Below are 15536 nucleotides of genomic sequence, written 5' to 3'. Positions count from 1 at the left end.
CGCTGCCCCGCACCCTAAGCCACCCTAAAACTACCCCAATTGCACCCTACTCTCATTTAGGGTGCCGCGAGAACCTCCGAAACCCGTTGTGACGAGAGGCCGGGACATCGCCCGGTGACCGCGGCGATGACCTTTGCCCGATCTGCCGGCCCGGCCGGGTCATTGAACTCGAGCACGGAGAACAGTGCCCTGACGCAACGCTGGCATGCATCCGACAGCTTTTCCTCGGCTTCGCCCCGGTTGGCCGCGGCGAACACTTTTTCGAGCGTCGCCTTGCCCAGACCTTTTGCAAGGTCGGCCTCCTCGATTTCCACAATGACTCTGCTTTGGGAGATGCCGCGTGTCGCCCTGATCGTGTCGAGCATCGCGGCGATGACGGCCAGGCGGTCGGCGGTGCTCGCGTGCGTGCCCGGTTCGATATTTTTCTGCGGCGCGAACCCGGCAGGCAGCGTCCAGCCAATTGCCACGGCCCACGCGCGGAACGCGCTGGTTGAAACCCAGGCATTCTCTCTCTTATGACTACCCGGCCGGACGACCATGAGCGCGCCAACGTCCGGGAGTGGTCCGCGATCATCCTCATACGGGCCTGCGAGATTCGCCATGGCGACTTCCAGCCGGTCCCTGAAGGGCTGACCTGCCAGTGCAATGGCGTCGTGTTCATCAATATGCTCCGTCGGCGACAGCGCGGACGGCTCGATCCCGAGTGATTGTGCGACCAGCCGCCATAGGGGCAGCTCGGGCAGATGCGGCCACTTGCCCCAGTTGACGGCGTGGAGGCGCGCCTTCCGTTCGGCGATGCTTGCAGCCACTTCCTTGAGGGTCGATCCGTTCAGCAACTCCGGTAACAGGTCTTTCATTGCGTGTTCTTTGCGTGAATCGTCAAAAATAGGTGCCGCTCCCACGTCGGTGACGGTGCCGGCTATCGGCACGTCGCATGAGGGAGCGGCGGAAAGGATCAGCCTGCGTGCGACGCAGCGGCCCGCCGGTGGAGGGGAATCACGGCACCCTGGGTCACAGGTGTTGCGATGAAGGCAGCCCAGTCGTTCATCAGGCACCGCCGCCGCTCCAGCACGTCACCGCGCCAGTACGCCGCTTCGGACTCGTCACCCTTCACGTGCGCCAGTGCGACTTCGGCCAGTTCGCGCGGATAGTCCGTGCGCTCGCCTGCCCAGTCACGGAAGGTGGAACGGAAGCCGTGCGGCGTGGCTTCCAGTCGGGCGCGGCGCAGGATCGCCAGCAGCGTCATGTCGGACAGCGTCCTGCCGGTCGGGCTGGGGAAGACGAGGGCATGGTCATCATCCGGTCGCGGCAGCGCCCGAAGCAGCGCGACGGCCGCATCGGACAGCGGCACGCGATGTTCTTTCTTTGCCTTCATGCGTTCGCCCGGAATGCGCCAGACCGCCTTGTCGAGGTCCATCTCGGTCCACATTGCGCCGCGGGCCTCGCCCGAGCGGGCGGCCGTCAGGATGGCAAACTCCAGACAGCGTGCGGCCGTCGTCAGCGTGCCGCGCAGCGACACCATGAAGGCACCCATTTCGTCGATGGCCATCGCCGGATGGTTGCGAACCCGCTTCGTCTTGCTGGGTGCGGCCAGCAGCTTGTCGAGATTGCCGCGCCACGTCGCGGGATTCTCGCCTTCGCGATAGCCCTTGACGCGTGACCAGTCGAGCACGTTCTCGATCCGGCCGCGCAGCCGCGACGCGGTTTCCGTCTTCGTCGTCCAGATGGGTTCGAGCACGGCGAGCACATGCTCGCGGCCGACATGCGCGACCTGAAGCCTGCCGATCAACGGGTAGGCGTACTCTGCAAGCGTGTTGCGCCACTGGCTGGTATGCTTCGGATTGCTCCATTCGGCCGACTTCGCCTCGATGAAGCGCTTCGCGGCGTCTTCAAAGGTGATTTCACGCGCCTGACTGGCCCGTAGCTGGCTGTTTTTTTCTTGCGCGCGAGCACCGGGTCAACGCCGGTAGCGATCTCGTCGCGTTTGGCGCTGGCGTGTTCCCGGGCAGCCTTCAGCGAGACGGCCGGATATGCGCCAAGCCCGATCTCGCGCCGCCTGCTGCCGACCATCACGCGCAGGATCCACGAACGCGCGCCACTCGGCGTCACCTGTAACGCCAGGCCCGGCACGCCGCCGACCATGTGCCGCCCGGGCTGCGTCAGTCGGGACACGGCCAGCGCACCTAGCTCCTTCGCAATCTTCGGCATTGAATCTACCCCCCAAAGTACCCTCCATAAAGTTTACGATTGGGGCCGATGAAATGCAATGGGGACCGATCATCCAGCGACGCGACTAAACGGTAAGTAATTGATATATAATGAAAAATATCGACTGATTACGATGAAGGATGACAGTGTGAGACAGGGGATCAGGCGGACCCTCTCTCCGCCAGGAACGAAACATCAAAACCCTGCAAGTTCAGTGACTTGTGGGGTTTTTGTTTTTTGGGCCCATCAATTGGCCCATCAATCGGCCCATCGAGAGCCGTGGAGATTTTGGGCTGTCGCCCATGTACGGACTGCCTGTCGCACGGTAATTATCTGACTGCTGCCAACCCCGGCAGCGACTTCAGATAGACCATCGACACACCTATGTCCCTGTCCGTATTTGAAATGCACTCCGTGGAGCTGTTCTGCGAGCGGCCACCGGGCGCCTGTTATGTCATCTGCGACGAATGGCACTATAAAGCGTGCCTCGGCAAGGCCGCAGACCTTCAGAGGGCCAGGGCGGAGACCCGGGAATTTCTTGCTATCGCCGCACTGAATCGCAGGAAGTGGGAGGAGGACCGGAAGCTGGTCAGGAATCTCATTGGCAGTCACTGGCTGTTTTTTCATGATGTACGGGACCGGAACCCTGACACCGATGGCTGGTGGGTCATTGTCGCTCTTCTCGAAGAGGTTCGCCGGGGCAAACTGCTTGCCGTTAAAGGTCCGCGTAATGGCCTGTTTCCGTCACCGTACAGCAGCACGCCGTTGAGGAATCCCGTAGTGAGGACCGGCAGTCACCCGGACCGCGAACCCATTCTGTCCGTCCAGTATGATCCGGCCAGCTGGCAAGCCCGGTTGAACGCTGCGCGCGCGACCAGGACTGGCGATAGGGGCGCATCAACGCTGCTTGGCGATGCGCAGCCATTCGAGTATCGGCCTGACATGCCTGATGTAGACGCCGTGCAGATCGCTGGTAGTCAGGGAACACCTCGCAACAATCAGGCACAGAACAAACAAACCGATGACATCGCTCAAATCTTGCGGCTAACGCCCGTCAATCCCGGCAGCTTCACGACGAGATTACCGGTCAAGGGCTCGGGTTTCATGAAATCATGGAGCGCGCGAAAGATATGTTCAACCTGTGGTGATTAACAAGGTCAGAACAGGAGAATTTTCGATGACTGATACACAGAAAGAAATCGGGCGTCGCTTATCGGCGCTTCAGGGCCTCCAATTGAGCAGCGTGAATCGTGCTGCCGATATGCTGACTTTGGGGTTTGGCGATCTGCGCCCTGTCACCAACTTTCGCGGCGTTATCAAGCATGTCGGCGAATGGGCACTCCATATCCAATGCCCTTGGAGGCTAGAGGAAGCGGCTCAAGTTGTGGCAACTCAAGAAGATCTCAGCGGGTCCGACGAAAGGGCATACGCGACTGCGGATCACCTTCGAGGACTGCTGGTAGAGCGCGGACCATGTACTGTGGATAGCGTGTCAGTAAGTGATGACGCGGGCATGATCGTTTCGCTGTCGCGCGGATTTCGCCTCGTCGTTACCCCGGATGGAATCGAAGGAGCCGAAGACTGGCGATTTTTCGCCCCAGGCGTTGACGCGGCGCATCTTGTGATTAAAGGTGGGGACGTCGCCCCGGAGTCGTTCGATTGAAAAGTAAAAGCCGACTCTCGCACCCCAGTTCGATCATCGTTCACTACGATACCGAGCAAAAGATGCTGGTGTGCAATGCTGTCGCCGAAGCGGCGATACGTCCGTTGTGTGAGGGCAAACTGGATATTCCCGTATTGCTGGAAGAATTCGATTTCAAGCTTGACGACGAGTTCGCACGTCGTTTCGGCGCAGCACGGTTTTTGTTTTTCTGGGCCCATCGTCGGGCACATACTCGCGCGTTTGCCGCCGAAAGCCGTGGAGATTTTGGGCTGTCGCCCATGTACGGACTGCCTGTCGCACGGTAATTATCTGACTGCTGTCAACCCCGGCAGCGACTTCAGATAGATCATCGACACACCTATGTCCCTGTCCGTATTTGAGATGCACTCCGTGGAGCTGTCCTGCCAGCGGCCACGGGTGCCTGTTATGTCATCTGCGACGAATGGCACTATAAAGCGTGCCTCGGCAAGGCCGCAGACCTTCAGAGGGCCAAGGCGGAGACCCGGGAATTTCTTGCTATCGGCGCACTGAATCGCAGGAAGTGGGAGGAGGACCGGAAGCTGGTCAGGAATCTCATTGGCAGTCACTGGCTGTTTTTTCATGATGCACGGGACCGGAACCCTGACACCGATGGCTGGTGGGTCATCGTCGCTCTTCTCGAAGAGGTTCGCCGGGGCAAACTGCTTGCCGTTAAAGGTCCGCGTAATGACCTGTTTCCGTCACCGTACAGCAGCACGCCGTTAATGAATCCCGTAGGGAGGACCGGCAGTCACCCGGACCGCGAACCCATTCTGTCCGTCCAGTATGATCCGGCCAGCTGGCAAGCCCGGTTGAACGCTGCGCGCGCGACCAGGACTGGCGATAGGGGCGCATTAGTGGTGCTTGGCGATGCGCAGCCGTTCGAGTATGTGCCTGATGCGTTGAGCGGGGATGTCGTTGAACTCGCCGCGAGCACGAACAACCCGCGCTATGCCGCGAAGATGCTTGGCTACGATAAAAACACGTTCAGCGACATGCTCCATATATTCAAACCGGCCAACGGACTCGGCCCAGCCGACAACGTGATCTTTCACGACGACGGGAGCGTCGAACACCGTGGCCGAATCCTTGACGACAATATTCACGACTATGCGCCATAACGAATGCCCTACTGGTACACCGCACGCACGCGCTCATGCGACGCTCATAATCTCCGGCGATTCCGTGTCACCTGGATTCTGGACCGAGTATTTCGGCGTGGAGCCAGATAGGCAGATCGCCAAAGGGCAGTCCTTTGAGCTGCCATCTGGAAAGCTGAGCTCCCGCCCCGGCAAATTCGGCATGTGGGCTGTCGAGAGCAAGGATGCAATACGCAGCGATGAGCTAGCGCCCCACTTGCTGTATCTGAAGAGCCGTCTTGGCTTGCCGCGCGCCGAACTGCGCGGTTTGATCCAGGCGCAAGAGGCAAAGTTGGCGCTGTGGTGCTATTGGATGAACGATACAGGCGATCGCGTGCCAGATGTGTCCGACGATATCCGCGCCATGATGGAGGCGATGGGCGGCACGGTCGAGATAGACGAGTACCGATAGCGTGTCGTGAGTCCGCCTAGACGCAGAGGCCGACCCTCGCGAGTCGGCTCTTTTGTGCGAGCCTGTATGGCACAGCGCGAGTGTTGTGGGTCCCATTTCTGAATTAACCCTCTATGCCGCAAACATGCCCGTAGCGCTACCCTTCACCCCTCTCCACCGGTTCCCCCGTATCCCCCCGCTCCGCACAAGCCCCCGTAACAGGCGGCATCCCCCGCGTCGCCCCAGACAACGGCACCTGCTGCTGAATCCCAGCTTTCGCCAGCATATGAGCGCTAATCGGCGCCGTAAGAAACAAAAACGCCGGAATCAGCAACTCGTGCAGACTCGCAAAATTGTCGTGCGCGCTGAAATACACCACCGATGCAAGCACGATGCCGCCAACCCCCAGTGTGGTCGATTTAGTCGGCCCGTGCAGCCGCATAAAGAAGTCAGGCAGCCGTGCGAGCCCGACCGCCCCGACCAGCGTAAACAGACTGCCGACGAGCAACAGCACACATACGATCGCTTCGATAACGGTTTGCATCGGCAGGCCTCGCGCTAGTTGAGTTCGATGATGTCGCCGCGCTGCAAGTACTTGGTCAGCGCGACCGTGCCCACGAAACCCATCACCGCGATCAGCAGCGCCACCTCGAAGAGGACAGTCGAGCGCAGGCTGATGCCATACACGACGATCAATGCGATCGCATTGATGTTGAGCGTGTCGAGCGCGACGATGCGATCGGGCAGCGACGGACCGCGCACGAGGCGCCAAAGCGTGAGCAGAAACGCGATGCCGAGGATCGCGAGCGAGATCGGAAGCACGATGGCTAGCATGCGAAGATCTCCATCAAAGGGGCTTCATAACGGGACTTGATGAGCGCGATGAGCGCTGCTTCGTCGTCGAGATCGAGCACGTGAACGGCGAGGCGAGTGCGGTCGTCGCTGAGTTCGGCACACAGTGTGCCGGGGCTCAGCGAGACCACGCTGATCAGTATCGTGAGCGCGATCTCGTGGGTGCTGTCGAGCGGCACTTCGATGAACGCGGGACGCAGCCGTTTCGTCGGGCCGAGCACGAGCAGCGCGACCTCGAGGTTGGCCACGATGATGTCGATGAACACATGCCAGGCGAGACGCGCGAGCAGCCACGGCCGACCCACGCGCACCGGCCGCAGCCACAAGCCTTCGGCGACGCTAAAAGAGATCACGCCGCCGAGCACGGTGCCGAGCAGCAGATTGCCCGGCGAAACGTCGTTCATCAACAGCACCCAGCACATGATCAGCACGACGGTGAGCCAAGGGTGGGGGAAGAGCCTTTTCAACATCGTCAGCTCCCGTTGGCGCGGTCGGCCGGTGTAGCCTGCGCCGTCGGCGCGGCGCCCGCCGCGGGCAGGATCGCGCGCACGTAAGCGGCGCGATCGAAGAGTTGCGCCGCCGTATCGGTCAGATAGTGCCGCACCGCGCCCGCGCCGAGCGTGATAGCCGCGACGCAGCCGAGCAGCAGCGCGCAGGCCGCGAGCTTCGCGTTGCTGCCGCGCGGTGCGCGCTCCTGCTGGCCGGCGGCCGCGCGCGCGGCCGGCGCGGCCCACATCAGGCGCGTGCCCGTGCGGCTCAGCGCGACGATCGACAGCAGGCTCGACAGCAGGACGGTCGGCCACAGCACGGCGGCCGCGCCGGTCGGTGTTGCGGCCAGCACCATTGCCTTGCCGAGGAAGCCTGAAAGCGGCGGCAAGCCCGCGGCGCCCACCGCGGCGATCAGATAGAGCAGCGCGGCGAGGTTCGACGGCCACGGTGCATGCGTCCGCGCGGACGCTTCAACAGTAGCTTCGGTCTCGGCGTGAGCGGATTCCACGGCAAGCACGGCGAGCGCGCCGGCCGTCTCGGCCTGCAGCGGTTGCACGCGTGCAAGCGTCGCCACCGCCTCGCCGTCCGGGACGGGCGAGATGGCCGCCCCGGACGCGTCGTCGAGCGCTTCGAGCGAGCCTGGCTCGATCGCATTGGCATCGGCGAAAACAGTGGCGCGGGCGGCATGGGCGGCGCGCGGCGACGAGGCTTGCTCGGGTTCGAGCGTGTCCGCCAGCAGGAACAGCGCGCCTGTGCACAGCGTCGTGCTGATCAGGTAGTAAAGCAGCGCGCTCCATGCAAGCGGCGTCTGTTGCGCGACCGCCGCGATCAGCAGTCCCACCGAGACCAGCACGAGATAGCCCGTCGTCGTCTTCAGACTCGACACCGCCAGCGCGCCTAGCGCGCCGAACGCGATCGTCGCGATCGCAAGCCACCACGCCCACTGATGCATGAAGGCATCGAGCACGCCGCCCGCCGCGCCGAACACGAGGGCGTCGCAGCGCAGCATCGCATAGATGCCGACCTTGGTCATGACCGCGAACAGCGCGGCCACCGGGCCGATGGCGCTGCGGTATGCCTGCGGCAGCCAGAACGACATCGGAAACACGGCGGCCTTGAGGCCGAACACGAGCATCAGCGTCGCGCCCGCGAACTGCGCGAGCGGCAGCGACTCCGGGCCGAGACGCGCAACACGTTCGCCCATGTCGGCCATATTGAGCGTGCCGGTGATGCCGTAGAGCACGCCGATCGCAATCAGGAAGAACGACGAGCCGACGAGGTTCATCAACAGATAGTGCAGCCCGTTGCGCACGCGTCGAGCACCGCCGCCATGCAGCAGCAGCGCGTACGACGCGATCAACAGCAGCTCGAAGAACACGAACAGATTGAAGAGGTCGCCCGCGAGAAACGCGCCGTTCAGTCCCATCAGTTGGAACTGGAACAGCGCACGGAAGTAGCGGCCGCGCCTCGCGTCATCGCTCGAAGTGCCGAGCAGGCAGCAGATCGCGAGCACGGCGGTGAGCACCAGCATCAGCGCGCCGAGCCGGTCGAGTTGCAGCACGATGCCGAACGGCGCGGGCCATGCGCCGAGCGCGTAGCTGACGACGTCGCCTTGCGCCGCACGCGCCATCAACTGGCACGCGATGGGCAGCAGCGCAACGATGGCGGCCACGTTCAGCGCGCGTTGCAGCCGTTTCGCTCGCAACGGCAGCGCGACGATGAGCCCCGCGCAAAAAAGCGGAATCAGGATCGGGAGCAGCAGAACGTGGTTCATTCGCCGCGCGTCTCCTCGCCATTGACGTGATCGTTGCCGGTGATCGAATACGAGCGCAGCGCTAGCACCACGGTGAAGGCCGTCATCGCGAAGCCGATCACGATGGCCGTCAGTACGAGCGCCTGCGGCACCGGATCGGCGTATTGCGCCCCCGCCGCGATGACCGCCGGTTTGCCGATCGCGAGCCGGCCCATGCCGAGCAGGAACAGGTTGATCGCATACGAGAACAGCGTGATGCCGAGAATCACGGGCAACACGCGCGCACACAGCAGCAGGTAGATGCCGCAGGCGCAAAGCACGCCGATTGCAATGGCAAAGGCGGCTTCCATCAGCTTTTCTCCACGGATTGCATGTCCTTGTCGCGCACGCCGAGGTGGGAGACGATCGTGAGCGTCGTGCCCACCACCGCGCCCATCACGCCGAGATCGAACAGCATCGCGGTGGACAGTTCGATTTCTCCGATCAGCGGCACGTGCAGGTGGCCGAACGCACTGGTCAAAAATGGCTGGCCGAACGCGAGACTGCCGAGCCCCGTGGCCGCCGCGATCAGAATGCCGAGGCCCGCGAACGCGCGGTAGTTCAGGTGGATGCGCGACTCGGTCCACAGCACGCCGCTCGCGACATACTGCAGCAATAGCGCGATCGAAATGATCAGCGACGCGATGAAGCCGCCGCCGGGCAGGTTGTGGCCGCGCAGGAACACGAATACGGCGACGAGCACCGTGAGCGGCAGCATCAGCCGCGCGAGGATCGCGAGCATCAGCGGATGCGATTGCGACGACCACGGCAGACCGTCCGGCCCCGCATCGGGCGACTTCATGCGCAGCCCGCGCAGCAGCGCCTTGACGGCGAGCCCAGCCACCACCAGCACGCTGATTTCGACCATCGTGTCGAAGCCGCGGAAGTCCACGAGGATCACGTTGACGACGTTGTGGCCGCCGCTGCCGGGCAGCGCGTTGGCGAGGAAGTACGGTGCGATGCCCGGCACGGGCGCGCTCGTCATGATCCGGTACGTCACACCGGCGAGCAGCAGGCCGCCCGCGAGCGCGAGCGCGCCGTTGCGCAGCCGCACGGGGAACGGCGCGACGGCGCTTTGCAGCGCGGGCAGGAAATAGACGGCGAGCACGAGCAGCAGGATCGTGACGACTTCGACGGAGACCTGCGTGAGCGCGAGATCGGGCGCGGAGAAGCGCACGAAGGCGAGCGACACGAGCAGACCGCAGGTGCTCAGCATGATGAGCGCGTACAGCGTGCGCGCCCGCACGAGCACCACGCCGAGCGCGAGCAGCGCCATCAGCGCGAGCCCGCCAAGCGTCAGCGGATCGGGCGGCAGGCGCGTGTGGTTGCCGCTCCAGGCATCGAGCGCGACGAGCGACACGCCCGGCACGATCAGCATCGCCGCGATCATCCAGGCGAGGTAGGCCGGCAACGAGCGCGTCTCGAACACGCGCACGATCACGCCGGCGCTATGTTCGAGACGCTGCACGACGCGCTCGAAGATGTCGCTCGCGTTCAACTCGGTGAGCATTGTGCGATGGTGGCGGAACGCATTGCGGCGCAGGACAAAGAGGGTCGCGCCCGCGGCGAACGACACCACGCTCATCACGAGCGGCGTGTTGATGCCGTGCCACAGGCTCAGGCTGTAGTCGGGCAGCTTGCCGCCGAGCGTGAACCACGCCGCCGACTCGAGCAGCCTGCCGATGCTTTGCTGCGGGAACAGGCCGATCAGCAGGCACAGCGCCACCAGAATCTCGACCGGCAGCCTCATGAAGCGCGGCGGCTCATGCGGCGGATAGTGCGGCAGATCGCGCGGCGTCTCGCCGTCGAAGAACACACCCCAGACGAAGCGCAGCGAGTACGCGACGGAGAGCGCCGCCGCCACGATCGCGATGACCGGTATGGCGAGGTTCAACGGCCCGAACATGCTTTGCGCGAGGGTTTCGCCGAAGAACATTTCCTTGGAGAGAAAGCCGTTGAGCAGCGGCACGCCGGCCATCGACAGCGACGCCACGCACGCGAGCACGGCGGTATACGGCATGTACCTGCGCAGGCCGCGCAGACGGCCGAGATCGCGCGTGCCGGTTTCGTGATCGACGATGCCGGCCGCCATGAAGAGCGACGCCTTGAACACGGCGTGGTTCACCGTGTGAAAGAGCGCGGCGACGGTCGAGAGCTGCGTGTCGAGGCCGAACAGCAGCACGATCAGGCCGAGATGGCTGATGGTCGAATACGCGAGCAGGCCCTTCAGATCGCGCTGCAATAGCGCCATCCCCGCGCCGCCCACGAGCGTGACGAGCCCGGCGAGCGTAGCCGTGTACGCCCACAGGTGAGTCCCTTCGAAGACCGGATAGAGACGCGCGAGCAGGAACACGCCGGCCTTCACCATTGTCGCCGAATGCAGATAGGCCGACACGGGCGTGGGTGCCGACATCGCGTGCGGCAGCCAGAAGTGGAAAGGAAACTGCGCCGACTTCGTGAACGCCGCGAATAGCGTGAGCAGCAGGATGGCCGGGTAGAGCGGATCGTGCTGCACCTTATCCACCTGGGCGAGCACGTCGTTCAACTCGTAGCTGCCGCATACGTGGCCGAGCAGCAGCACGGCCGCGAGCAGCGCGAGACCGCCCGCGCCGGTGATGGTGAGCGCCATGCGCGCGCCGCGCCTTGCATCGGGCCGCGATGGCCAGAAGCCGATCAGCAGGAACGACACGAGGCTCGTGAGCTCCCAGAAGATCACGAGCAGCAGCAGGTTGTTCGACAGCACGATGCCGAGCATCGCGCCCATGAAGAGCAGCAGCAGCAGGTACAGACGCGGCAACGCATCGCTGCCGGCGAGGTAGTAGCGCGCGTAGATGAAGACGAGCAGGCCGATCGCGAGCACCAGCAGCGCGAACATAAACGACAGGCCATCGAGGCGCAGCGACAGCGCGAGGCCGATGTCGGGCACCCACTCGTGGCGCCATTGCATCACCTCGTGGTCGGCCATGCCCACGCGCTCGCTCAGCAGCAGCCCGCAGCCGAACAGCGCCGCCGCGAACGCGATCCACGTGCACAGCGCGCCAGCACGCTGCCTCGTGAGCGCAATCAGCGCCGCTGCGATGAATGGAAGTACGACGAGCCACCCCAGTACCATTGGATGCCCTCCGGGAGTTCCGGTGCGTGTCATACGGTGTGGCGGCCCGGCGGGGCAGGCGGGAGTCCCGCCTGCCGGGTGGCTGCCCAAGGCACACAATCATAGCCGCAAAAATCGGCCTTTGAACGCCACCGCAACTGAGATGTTCGGCGTAGTTTCGATCGTGCCATAATCGGCGAACTTGACGACTGATCGAGGCGCCAAATTGAAAGGAACTGAACTGGATCTGTACGCCACCGACGAACCAGGCCACGCCCTGGCTTTCAATCTTTTCAATGGCACATGGGTGTCGGACGTGCCAGGTTACGGTTTAGGCATGGCGCCCCACTTCGACGACGGGCGTCTGCACTGGTTCGAGACAGTGTGCGGCGGATTCTCCGGAAAAAGCGTGCTCGAACTTGGCCCCATGGAAGGCGGCCATACGTTCATGATGGCCAAAGCCGGCGCTTCACGTGTCCTTGCTATCGAGGCCAATTCAAAATCCTTTCTGAAATGCCTGCTCGTGCAGAATGCATTGAAGTTCAATGCCGAATTCATGTACGGCGATTTCAGGGAATTGCTCAAAAAGCGCGATCAGCGATTCGATCTGATTCTTGCAAGCGGCGTGCTCTATCACATGATCGATCCGGTATCACTACTGGAAAACATGGCGCATGCGTCCGACTCGATTTGCATCTGGACGCACTATTACGATGCCGAAGTCGCACGCACGAATACGAACATGCAGAGCCACGTCGATCCCACGCCGACCATCTCCGAGTTTCGCGGACGCGAAGTCCACACCCATCGATACCGATATCTCGACAGCATCAACCACGCGAAATTCATCGGCGGGACTGCGCCGCAAGCCAACTGGTTGAGCCGCGAGAGCCTGATGGCCGTGCTCGACGCACTCGGAATGACGGTGATTGTCGGACTGGACGATCGCGAACACCATCCGGCCGGCCCGTCGATTCTTCTTTATGCTGCTCACATTCCGCATTTCGATGAGGCGCAATATCTTCAGCGCAACGCCGATGTAGCGCAAGCCGTTGCGCAAAAGCACATCAGTTCTGGCGCGGAACACTACATCCGCTTTGGCCGTGCGGAAGGGCGCACGTACGGATGATCGACACCGCGGAGCCAGCATCCTGTTCAAGCCAGTTACCCCAAAAACCCCAAAACGCGAACCCGGAAAGCTTCCCGTAAAAAATGGATACTTCAGAGAATCAGCGCTTCTTCGATAAGCCCGTAGTCGCGGACGTTCCGATCGACAGTCAGACGCAGGTCTTCAAATTCGAAAAATTTCCCGCGGCGGGCCCGGTTCCCTGGCTGGATCGACCCGATGCGCTGGAGCGCGTCGCGGAGCTGTTGTCCCACGGAGTCATCAACGAGCAGCAAGCCGGGTGGTGCCGAAAATGGGAGAGCGACGGCTACCTGATCATTGAAGGTTTCTTCAAGGGCGAACAGCTCGATGCGACGTGGCAAGCGTACGAAAACGCGATTGCCGACGGCACGCTGCGCCCGCCGCACGAGCCGCTTTTTGAAGGTGATACCTTGCCAGGGCGCACGCTGAATCCGCATTTCCACGTGCCGGCTGTTCGCGAGATGCTGTTCGACGCGCGCATGAACGCGATCGTCAGTCTGCTGCTGGGCGCGAAATCGGCGCCGTTCCAGACGATCGGCGGTCACAAGAGCAGCGAGCAACTCGAGCATTCCGATTCGATTCACATGTCGACCTATCCGAACGGGTATCTCGTCGCGAACTGGATCGCCTTCGAGGATATTCATCCGGACTCGGGACCGCTCGTTTATCACCCCGGCACGCACAAGCTGCCGTATCTGATGTCGACGGAATTGGGCATGCCGTTCGGTTGCGGTTATTCCGCTTATCACGACATCTACGAACCCGCGATTCAGAAGCTCATCGCTGAACGTTCATCGGGCCCACAGTATTTCTACCCGAAGAAGGGCGATGTGCTGTTGTGGCATGCGAACCTGCTGCACGGCGGCAGCAAGATGCGCGATCCCGGGCACGTGAGTCGCAAGGCACTGGTCTGTCATTTCTTCGCGGACGGTTGCCTGTGCTATCACGACCTGACCGGCATGCCGTCGAGCCTCACGCCAATCGTCGACTTCGACGGCGATGCGTACCTCGACGCCAATCCGGACGTGGCGGCGAGCGGCGGCAATGCGCTGCAGCACTACATCTACTACGGTCGATTCGAAGGCCGCCCGTTGAGCCGCGCCGCGTCGTTACAACGCAAGGCGCGGCTCGCCCAACTGCCTGACGGTTTCGATCCGAAGCTTTACCTCGAAGCGAATCCCGACGTCGCCGCGGCGGCTGTCGACGCGGCCGATCACTTCGTCGACTTCGGCCGCGCGGAGGGCCGGCCGCTGCGGCCCTGAGTCACGCATGGCGCCGAGGCAGGCGAGCGCGCCCTGCTTCGGCAAAGACGAACGGCGATCACGCCGGCCGCGCCAGCCCCCGTTCTGCGGGCCCGCCGATCTTGCTCTAAACTAGCGCCCGCCCAACCGACGCCCCGATGCGCTACGTCAAGAACAACAACCGATGCCGCCAGCCTCCGCCGATCCCGCCGATTCACCGAACTTCAGCCTGCCGAAACACCCGCCGTTCCAGCGTTTCTGGTGCACCCGCATCCTGTCGTCGCTGTCGTTCCAGATGCTCGCGGTCGCGATGGGCTGGCATGTCTACGCGCTCACGCATAGCGCGTTCGCACTTGGCCTCGTCGGTCTCGCGCAGTTCCTGCCGATGTTCCTGCTGACGCTCGTCGTCGGCCATGTCGCCGATCGTTACGATCGCCGCCGCATCGCCGCCGTCTGCCAGAGCCTCGAAAGCGTCGCTGCATTGCTGTTCGCGATCGGCACCTTCGGCGGCTGGATCAGCGCGCCGGTCATCTACGTGCTGGCTGCCTGCGTCGGCGCGTCGCGCGCGTTCGAATCGCCGGCCGTGTCGTCGCTGCTGCCTGCCGTCGTGCCGCGCGGCTATCTGCCGAAGGCGACCGCGTGGGCCACCTCGGCGAATCAGACCGCGCAGATCGCCGGTCCCGCGCTCGGTGGTCTGCTGTACGGCATCGGCCCCGGTGCCGCGTATCTCGCGTGCACGCTGTCGTTCGCGGCCGCGGCGGCATCGGTGTGGAGCATTCCGTTGCAGATGAAGCCGGCGAGCCGCGCGCCCGTCACGCTCGAATCGATCTTTTCGGGCATCGCGTTCATTCGTCGCGAGCCGGTGATTCTCGGCGCGCTGTCGCTCGATCTGTTCGCGGTACTGTTCGGCGGCGCGACCGCGTTGCTGCCGATCTTCGCGCGCGACGTGCTGCATGCGGGCCCGATCGGTCTCGGCCTATTGCGCTCGGGCACGGCGATCGGCGCGCTCGCGGGCACGATCTGGCTCGCGCATTTCCCGTTGCGCAACCGGCCCGGCGCGGCGATGTTCGGCGGCGTGATCGCGTTCGGCATCGCGACGCTCGTGTTCGGGCTGTCGCATCAGTTCATCGTGTCGCTGCTCGCGCTGATGGTGCTCGGCGCGTCGGACACGATCAGCGTGGTGGTGCGGCTGTCGCTCGTGCAACTGCGCACGCCCGATGACATGCTCGGCCGCGTCAGCGCGGTCAATTCGTTGTTCATTGGGACGTCGAATCAATTGGGCGAGTTCGAATCGGGCCTGACCGCCGGATGGTGGGGCGCGCAGCCGGCGGTGCTGGTCGGCGGTGTCGCGACGATCGCGATCGCGCTGTTGTGGATGCGTTTGTTTCCCGAACTACGGCACACGCGCACGCTCGAGCGCGAAGAGGCGCTCGCGGCGAGCGCCTGATCGCCAGGCCTTGGGCGCCATCGTCCGATTAATCACCGACGAGGAGACGAACCGCATG

The 15536-nt window shown here is 63.3% G+C and carries 16 protein-coding genes and 1 pseudogene; 8 read left to right on the top strand and 9 right to left on the bottom strand.

Annotated features, from left to right (window positions below):
• Positions 1 to 56: 56 nt before the first annotated feature.
• The 3 genes from F6X42_RS03795 to F6X42_RS45540 all read right to left on the bottom strand — a co-directional run bounded on the left by F6X42_RS03795 (position 57) and on the right by F6X42_RS45540 (position 2208).
• On the bottom strand, positions 57 to 857 hold the full coding sequence (locus tag F6X42_RS03795) for a hypothetical protein (protein WP_187632920.1): 801 nt from the start codon (positions 855 to 857) through the stop codon (positions 57 to 59).
• Between the two features lie 98 nt (positions 858 to 955).
• Positions 956 to 1870 carry a tyrosine-type recombinase/integrase gene (locus F6X42_RS03790; protein ID WP_376776314.1) on the bottom strand — a complete coding sequence of 305 codons (915 nt, stop codon included), beginning with the start codon at positions 1868 to 1870 and terminating at the stop codon, positions 956 to 958.
• Positions 1786 to 2208 carry an Arm DNA-binding domain-containing protein gene (locus tag F6X42_RS45540; protein ID WP_312892432.1) on the bottom strand — a complete coding sequence of 141 codons (423 nt, stop codon included), beginning with the start codon at positions 2206 to 2208 and terminating at the stop codon, positions 1786 to 1788. Before F6X42_RS45540 ends, F6X42_RS03790 begins: the two co-directional genes overlap by 85 nt.
• A gap of 384 nt (positions 2209 to 2592) precedes the next feature.
• Here F6X42_RS45540 and F6X42_RS43785 point away from each other — a divergent pair, with 384 nt between their 5' ends.
• From F6X42_RS43785 to F6X42_RS03765, 5 genes and pseudogenes are all read left to right on the top strand, one after another.
• The gene (locus tag F6X42_RS43785; protein ID WP_246529933.1) at positions 2593 to 3360 is read left to right on the top strand and encodes a class I SAM-dependent rRNA methyltransferase; all 768 of its coding nucleotides are present in this window, start codon (positions 2593 to 2595) and stop codon (positions 3358 to 3360) included.
• 25 nt (positions 3361 to 3385) lie between these two features.
• A complete protein-coding gene (locus F6X42_RS03780) occupies positions 3386 to 3871 on the top strand; it encodes a hypothetical protein (RefSeq protein WP_246529932.1) in 486 nt (161 codons plus the stop codon).
• Positions 3868 to 4176: a hypothetical protein gene (locus F6X42_RS03775; RefSeq protein WP_187632956.1), complete on the top strand. Its 309-nt coding sequence runs from the start codon at positions 3868 to 3870 to the stop codon at positions 4174 to 4176. Before F6X42_RS03780 ends, F6X42_RS03775 begins: the two co-directional genes overlap by 4 nt.
• A 55-nt stretch (positions 4177 to 4231) precedes the next feature.
• Positions 4232 to 5010 (top strand): annotated as a pseudogene (locus tag F6X42_RS46375) (hypothetical protein).
• Entirely contained in the window at positions 5000 to 5440 is a 441-nt protein-coding gene (locus F6X42_RS03765) for a DUF4279 domain-containing protein (protein WP_187632918.1), read from the top strand. Before F6X42_RS46375 ends, F6X42_RS03765 begins: the two are co-directional and overlap by 11 nt.
• 136 nt (positions 5441 to 5576) lie before the next feature.
• Here F6X42_RS03765 and F6X42_RS03760 read toward each other — a convergent pair whose 3' ends face one another.
• From F6X42_RS03760 to F6X42_RS03735, 6 genes are read right to left on the bottom strand one after another with little or no spacing between them, the layout of a single operon-like run.
• Positions 5577 to 5963 (bottom strand): Na+/H+ antiporter subunit G, encoded by a 387-nt coding sequence (locus F6X42_RS03760; RefSeq protein ID WP_187632917.1) that lies wholly within the window; start codon positions 5961 to 5963, stop codon positions 5577 to 5579.
• A 14-nt stretch (positions 5964 to 5977) separates the two neighbouring features.
• Positions 5978 to 6253, bottom strand: coding sequence for a K+/H+ antiporter subunit F (locus F6X42_RS03755; protein WP_187632916.1), 276 nt, complete (start codon positions 6251 to 6253; stop codon positions 5978 to 5980).
• Positions 6247 to 6741, bottom strand: coding sequence for a Na+/H+ antiporter subunit E (locus tag F6X42_RS03750; protein WP_187632915.1), 495 nt, complete (start codon positions 6739 to 6741; stop codon positions 6247 to 6249). Before F6X42_RS03750 ends, F6X42_RS03755 begins: the two co-directional genes overlap by 7 nt.
• Before the next feature lie 2 nt (positions 6742 to 6743).
• Positions 6744 to 8534: a monovalent cation/H+ antiporter subunit D gene (locus F6X42_RS03745; RefSeq protein ID WP_187632914.1), complete on the bottom strand. Its 1791-nt coding sequence runs from the start codon at positions 8532 to 8534 to the stop codon at positions 6744 to 6746.
• Entirely contained in the window at positions 8531 to 8863 is a 333-nt protein-coding gene (locus tag F6X42_RS03740; protein ID WP_187632913.1) for a Na+/H+ antiporter subunit C, read from the bottom strand. Before F6X42_RS03740 ends, F6X42_RS03745 begins: the two co-directional genes overlap by 4 nt.
• Positions 8863 to 11664: a monovalent cation/H+ antiporter subunit A gene (locus F6X42_RS03735; RefSeq protein WP_187632912.1), complete on the bottom strand. Its 2802-nt coding sequence runs from the start codon at positions 11662 to 11664 to the stop codon at positions 8863 to 8865. Before F6X42_RS03735 ends, F6X42_RS03740 begins: the two co-directional genes overlap by 1 nt.
• Before the next feature lie 205 nt (positions 11665 to 11869).
• Here F6X42_RS03735 and F6X42_RS03730 point away from each other — a divergent pair, with 205 nt between their 5' ends.
• From F6X42_RS03730 to F6X42_RS03720, 3 genes are all read left to right on the top strand, one after another.
• On the top strand, positions 11870 to 12772 hold the full coding sequence (locus F6X42_RS03730; RefSeq protein WP_187632911.1) for a class I SAM-dependent methyltransferase: 903 nt from the start codon (positions 11870 to 11872) through the stop codon (positions 12770 to 12772).
• An 83-nt stretch (positions 12773 to 12855) separates the two neighbouring features.
• Positions 12856 to 14052 carry a phytanoyl-CoA dioxygenase family protein gene (locus tag F6X42_RS03725; protein WP_187632910.1) on the top strand — a complete coding sequence of 399 codons (1197 nt, stop codon included), beginning with the start codon at positions 12856 to 12858 and terminating at the stop codon, positions 14050 to 14052.
• A gap of 163 nt (positions 14053 to 14215) precedes the next feature.
• Positions 14216 to 15478 (top strand): MFS transporter, encoded by a 1263-nt coding sequence (locus F6X42_RS03720; protein ID WP_187632909.1) that lies wholly within the window; start codon positions 14216 to 14218, stop codon positions 15476 to 15478.
• The last annotated feature ends 58 nt before the right edge of the window (positions 15479 to 15536 follow it).

The organism is Paraburkholderia podalyriae, assembly GCF_014397785.1.
Classification (GTDB): domain Bacteria; phylum Pseudomonadota; class Gammaproteobacteria; order Burkholderiales; family Burkholderiaceae; genus Paraburkholderia; species Paraburkholderia podalyriae.
This window is presented reverse-complemented; position numbering and strand designations above follow the sequence as displayed.

Coding starts and splice junctions, on each gene's coding strand:
- F6X42_RS03720 (WP_187632909.1), top strand. CDS start 14,216: ATGCCGCCAGCCTCCGCCGATCCCGCCGATTCACCGAACTTCAGCCTG.
- F6X42_RS03780 (WP_246529932.1), top strand. CDS start 3,386: ATGACTGATACACAGAAAGAAATCGGGCGTCGCTTATCGGCGCTTCAG.
- F6X42_RS45540 (WP_312892432.1), bottom strand. CDS start 2,208: ATGCCGAAGATTGCGAAGGAGCTAGGTGCGCTGGCCGTGTCCCGACTG.
- F6X42_RS03740 (WP_187632913.1), bottom strand. CDS start 8,863: ATGGAAGCCGCCTTTGCCATTGCAATCGGCGTGCTTTGCGCCTGCGGC.
- F6X42_RS03795 (WP_187632920.1), bottom strand. CDS start 857: ATGAAAGACCTGTTACCGGAGTTGCTGAACGGATCGACCCTCAAGGAA.
- F6X42_RS03765 (WP_187632918.1), top strand. CDS start 5,000: ATGCGCCATAACGAATGCCCTACTGGTACACCGCACGCACGCGCTCAT.
- F6X42_RS03725 (WP_187632910.1), top strand. CDS start 12,856: ATGGATACTTCAGAGAATCAGCGCTTCTTCGATAAGCCCGTAGTCGCG.
- F6X42_RS03735 (WP_187632912.1), bottom strand. CDS start 11,664: ATGGTACTGGGGTGGCTCGTCGTACTTCCATTCATCGCAGCGGCGCTG.
- F6X42_RS03750 (WP_187632915.1), bottom strand. CDS start 6,741: ATGTTGAAAAGGCTCTTCCCCCACCCTTGGCTCACCGTCGTGCTGATC.
- F6X42_RS43785 (WP_246529933.1), top strand. CDS start 2,593: ATGTCCCTGTCCGTATTTGAAATGCACTCCGTGGAGCTGTTCTGCGAG.
- F6X42_RS03745 (WP_187632914.1), bottom strand. CDS start 8,534: ATGAACCACGTTCTGCTGCTCCCGATCCTGATTCCGCTTTTTTGCGCG.
- F6X42_RS03755 (WP_187632916.1), bottom strand. CDS start 6,253: ATGCTAGCCATCGTGCTTCCGATCTCGCTCGCGATCCTCGGCATCGCG.
- F6X42_RS03760 (WP_187632917.1), bottom strand. CDS start 5,963: ATGCAAACCGTTATCGAAGCGATCGTATGTGTGCTGTTGCTCGTCGGC.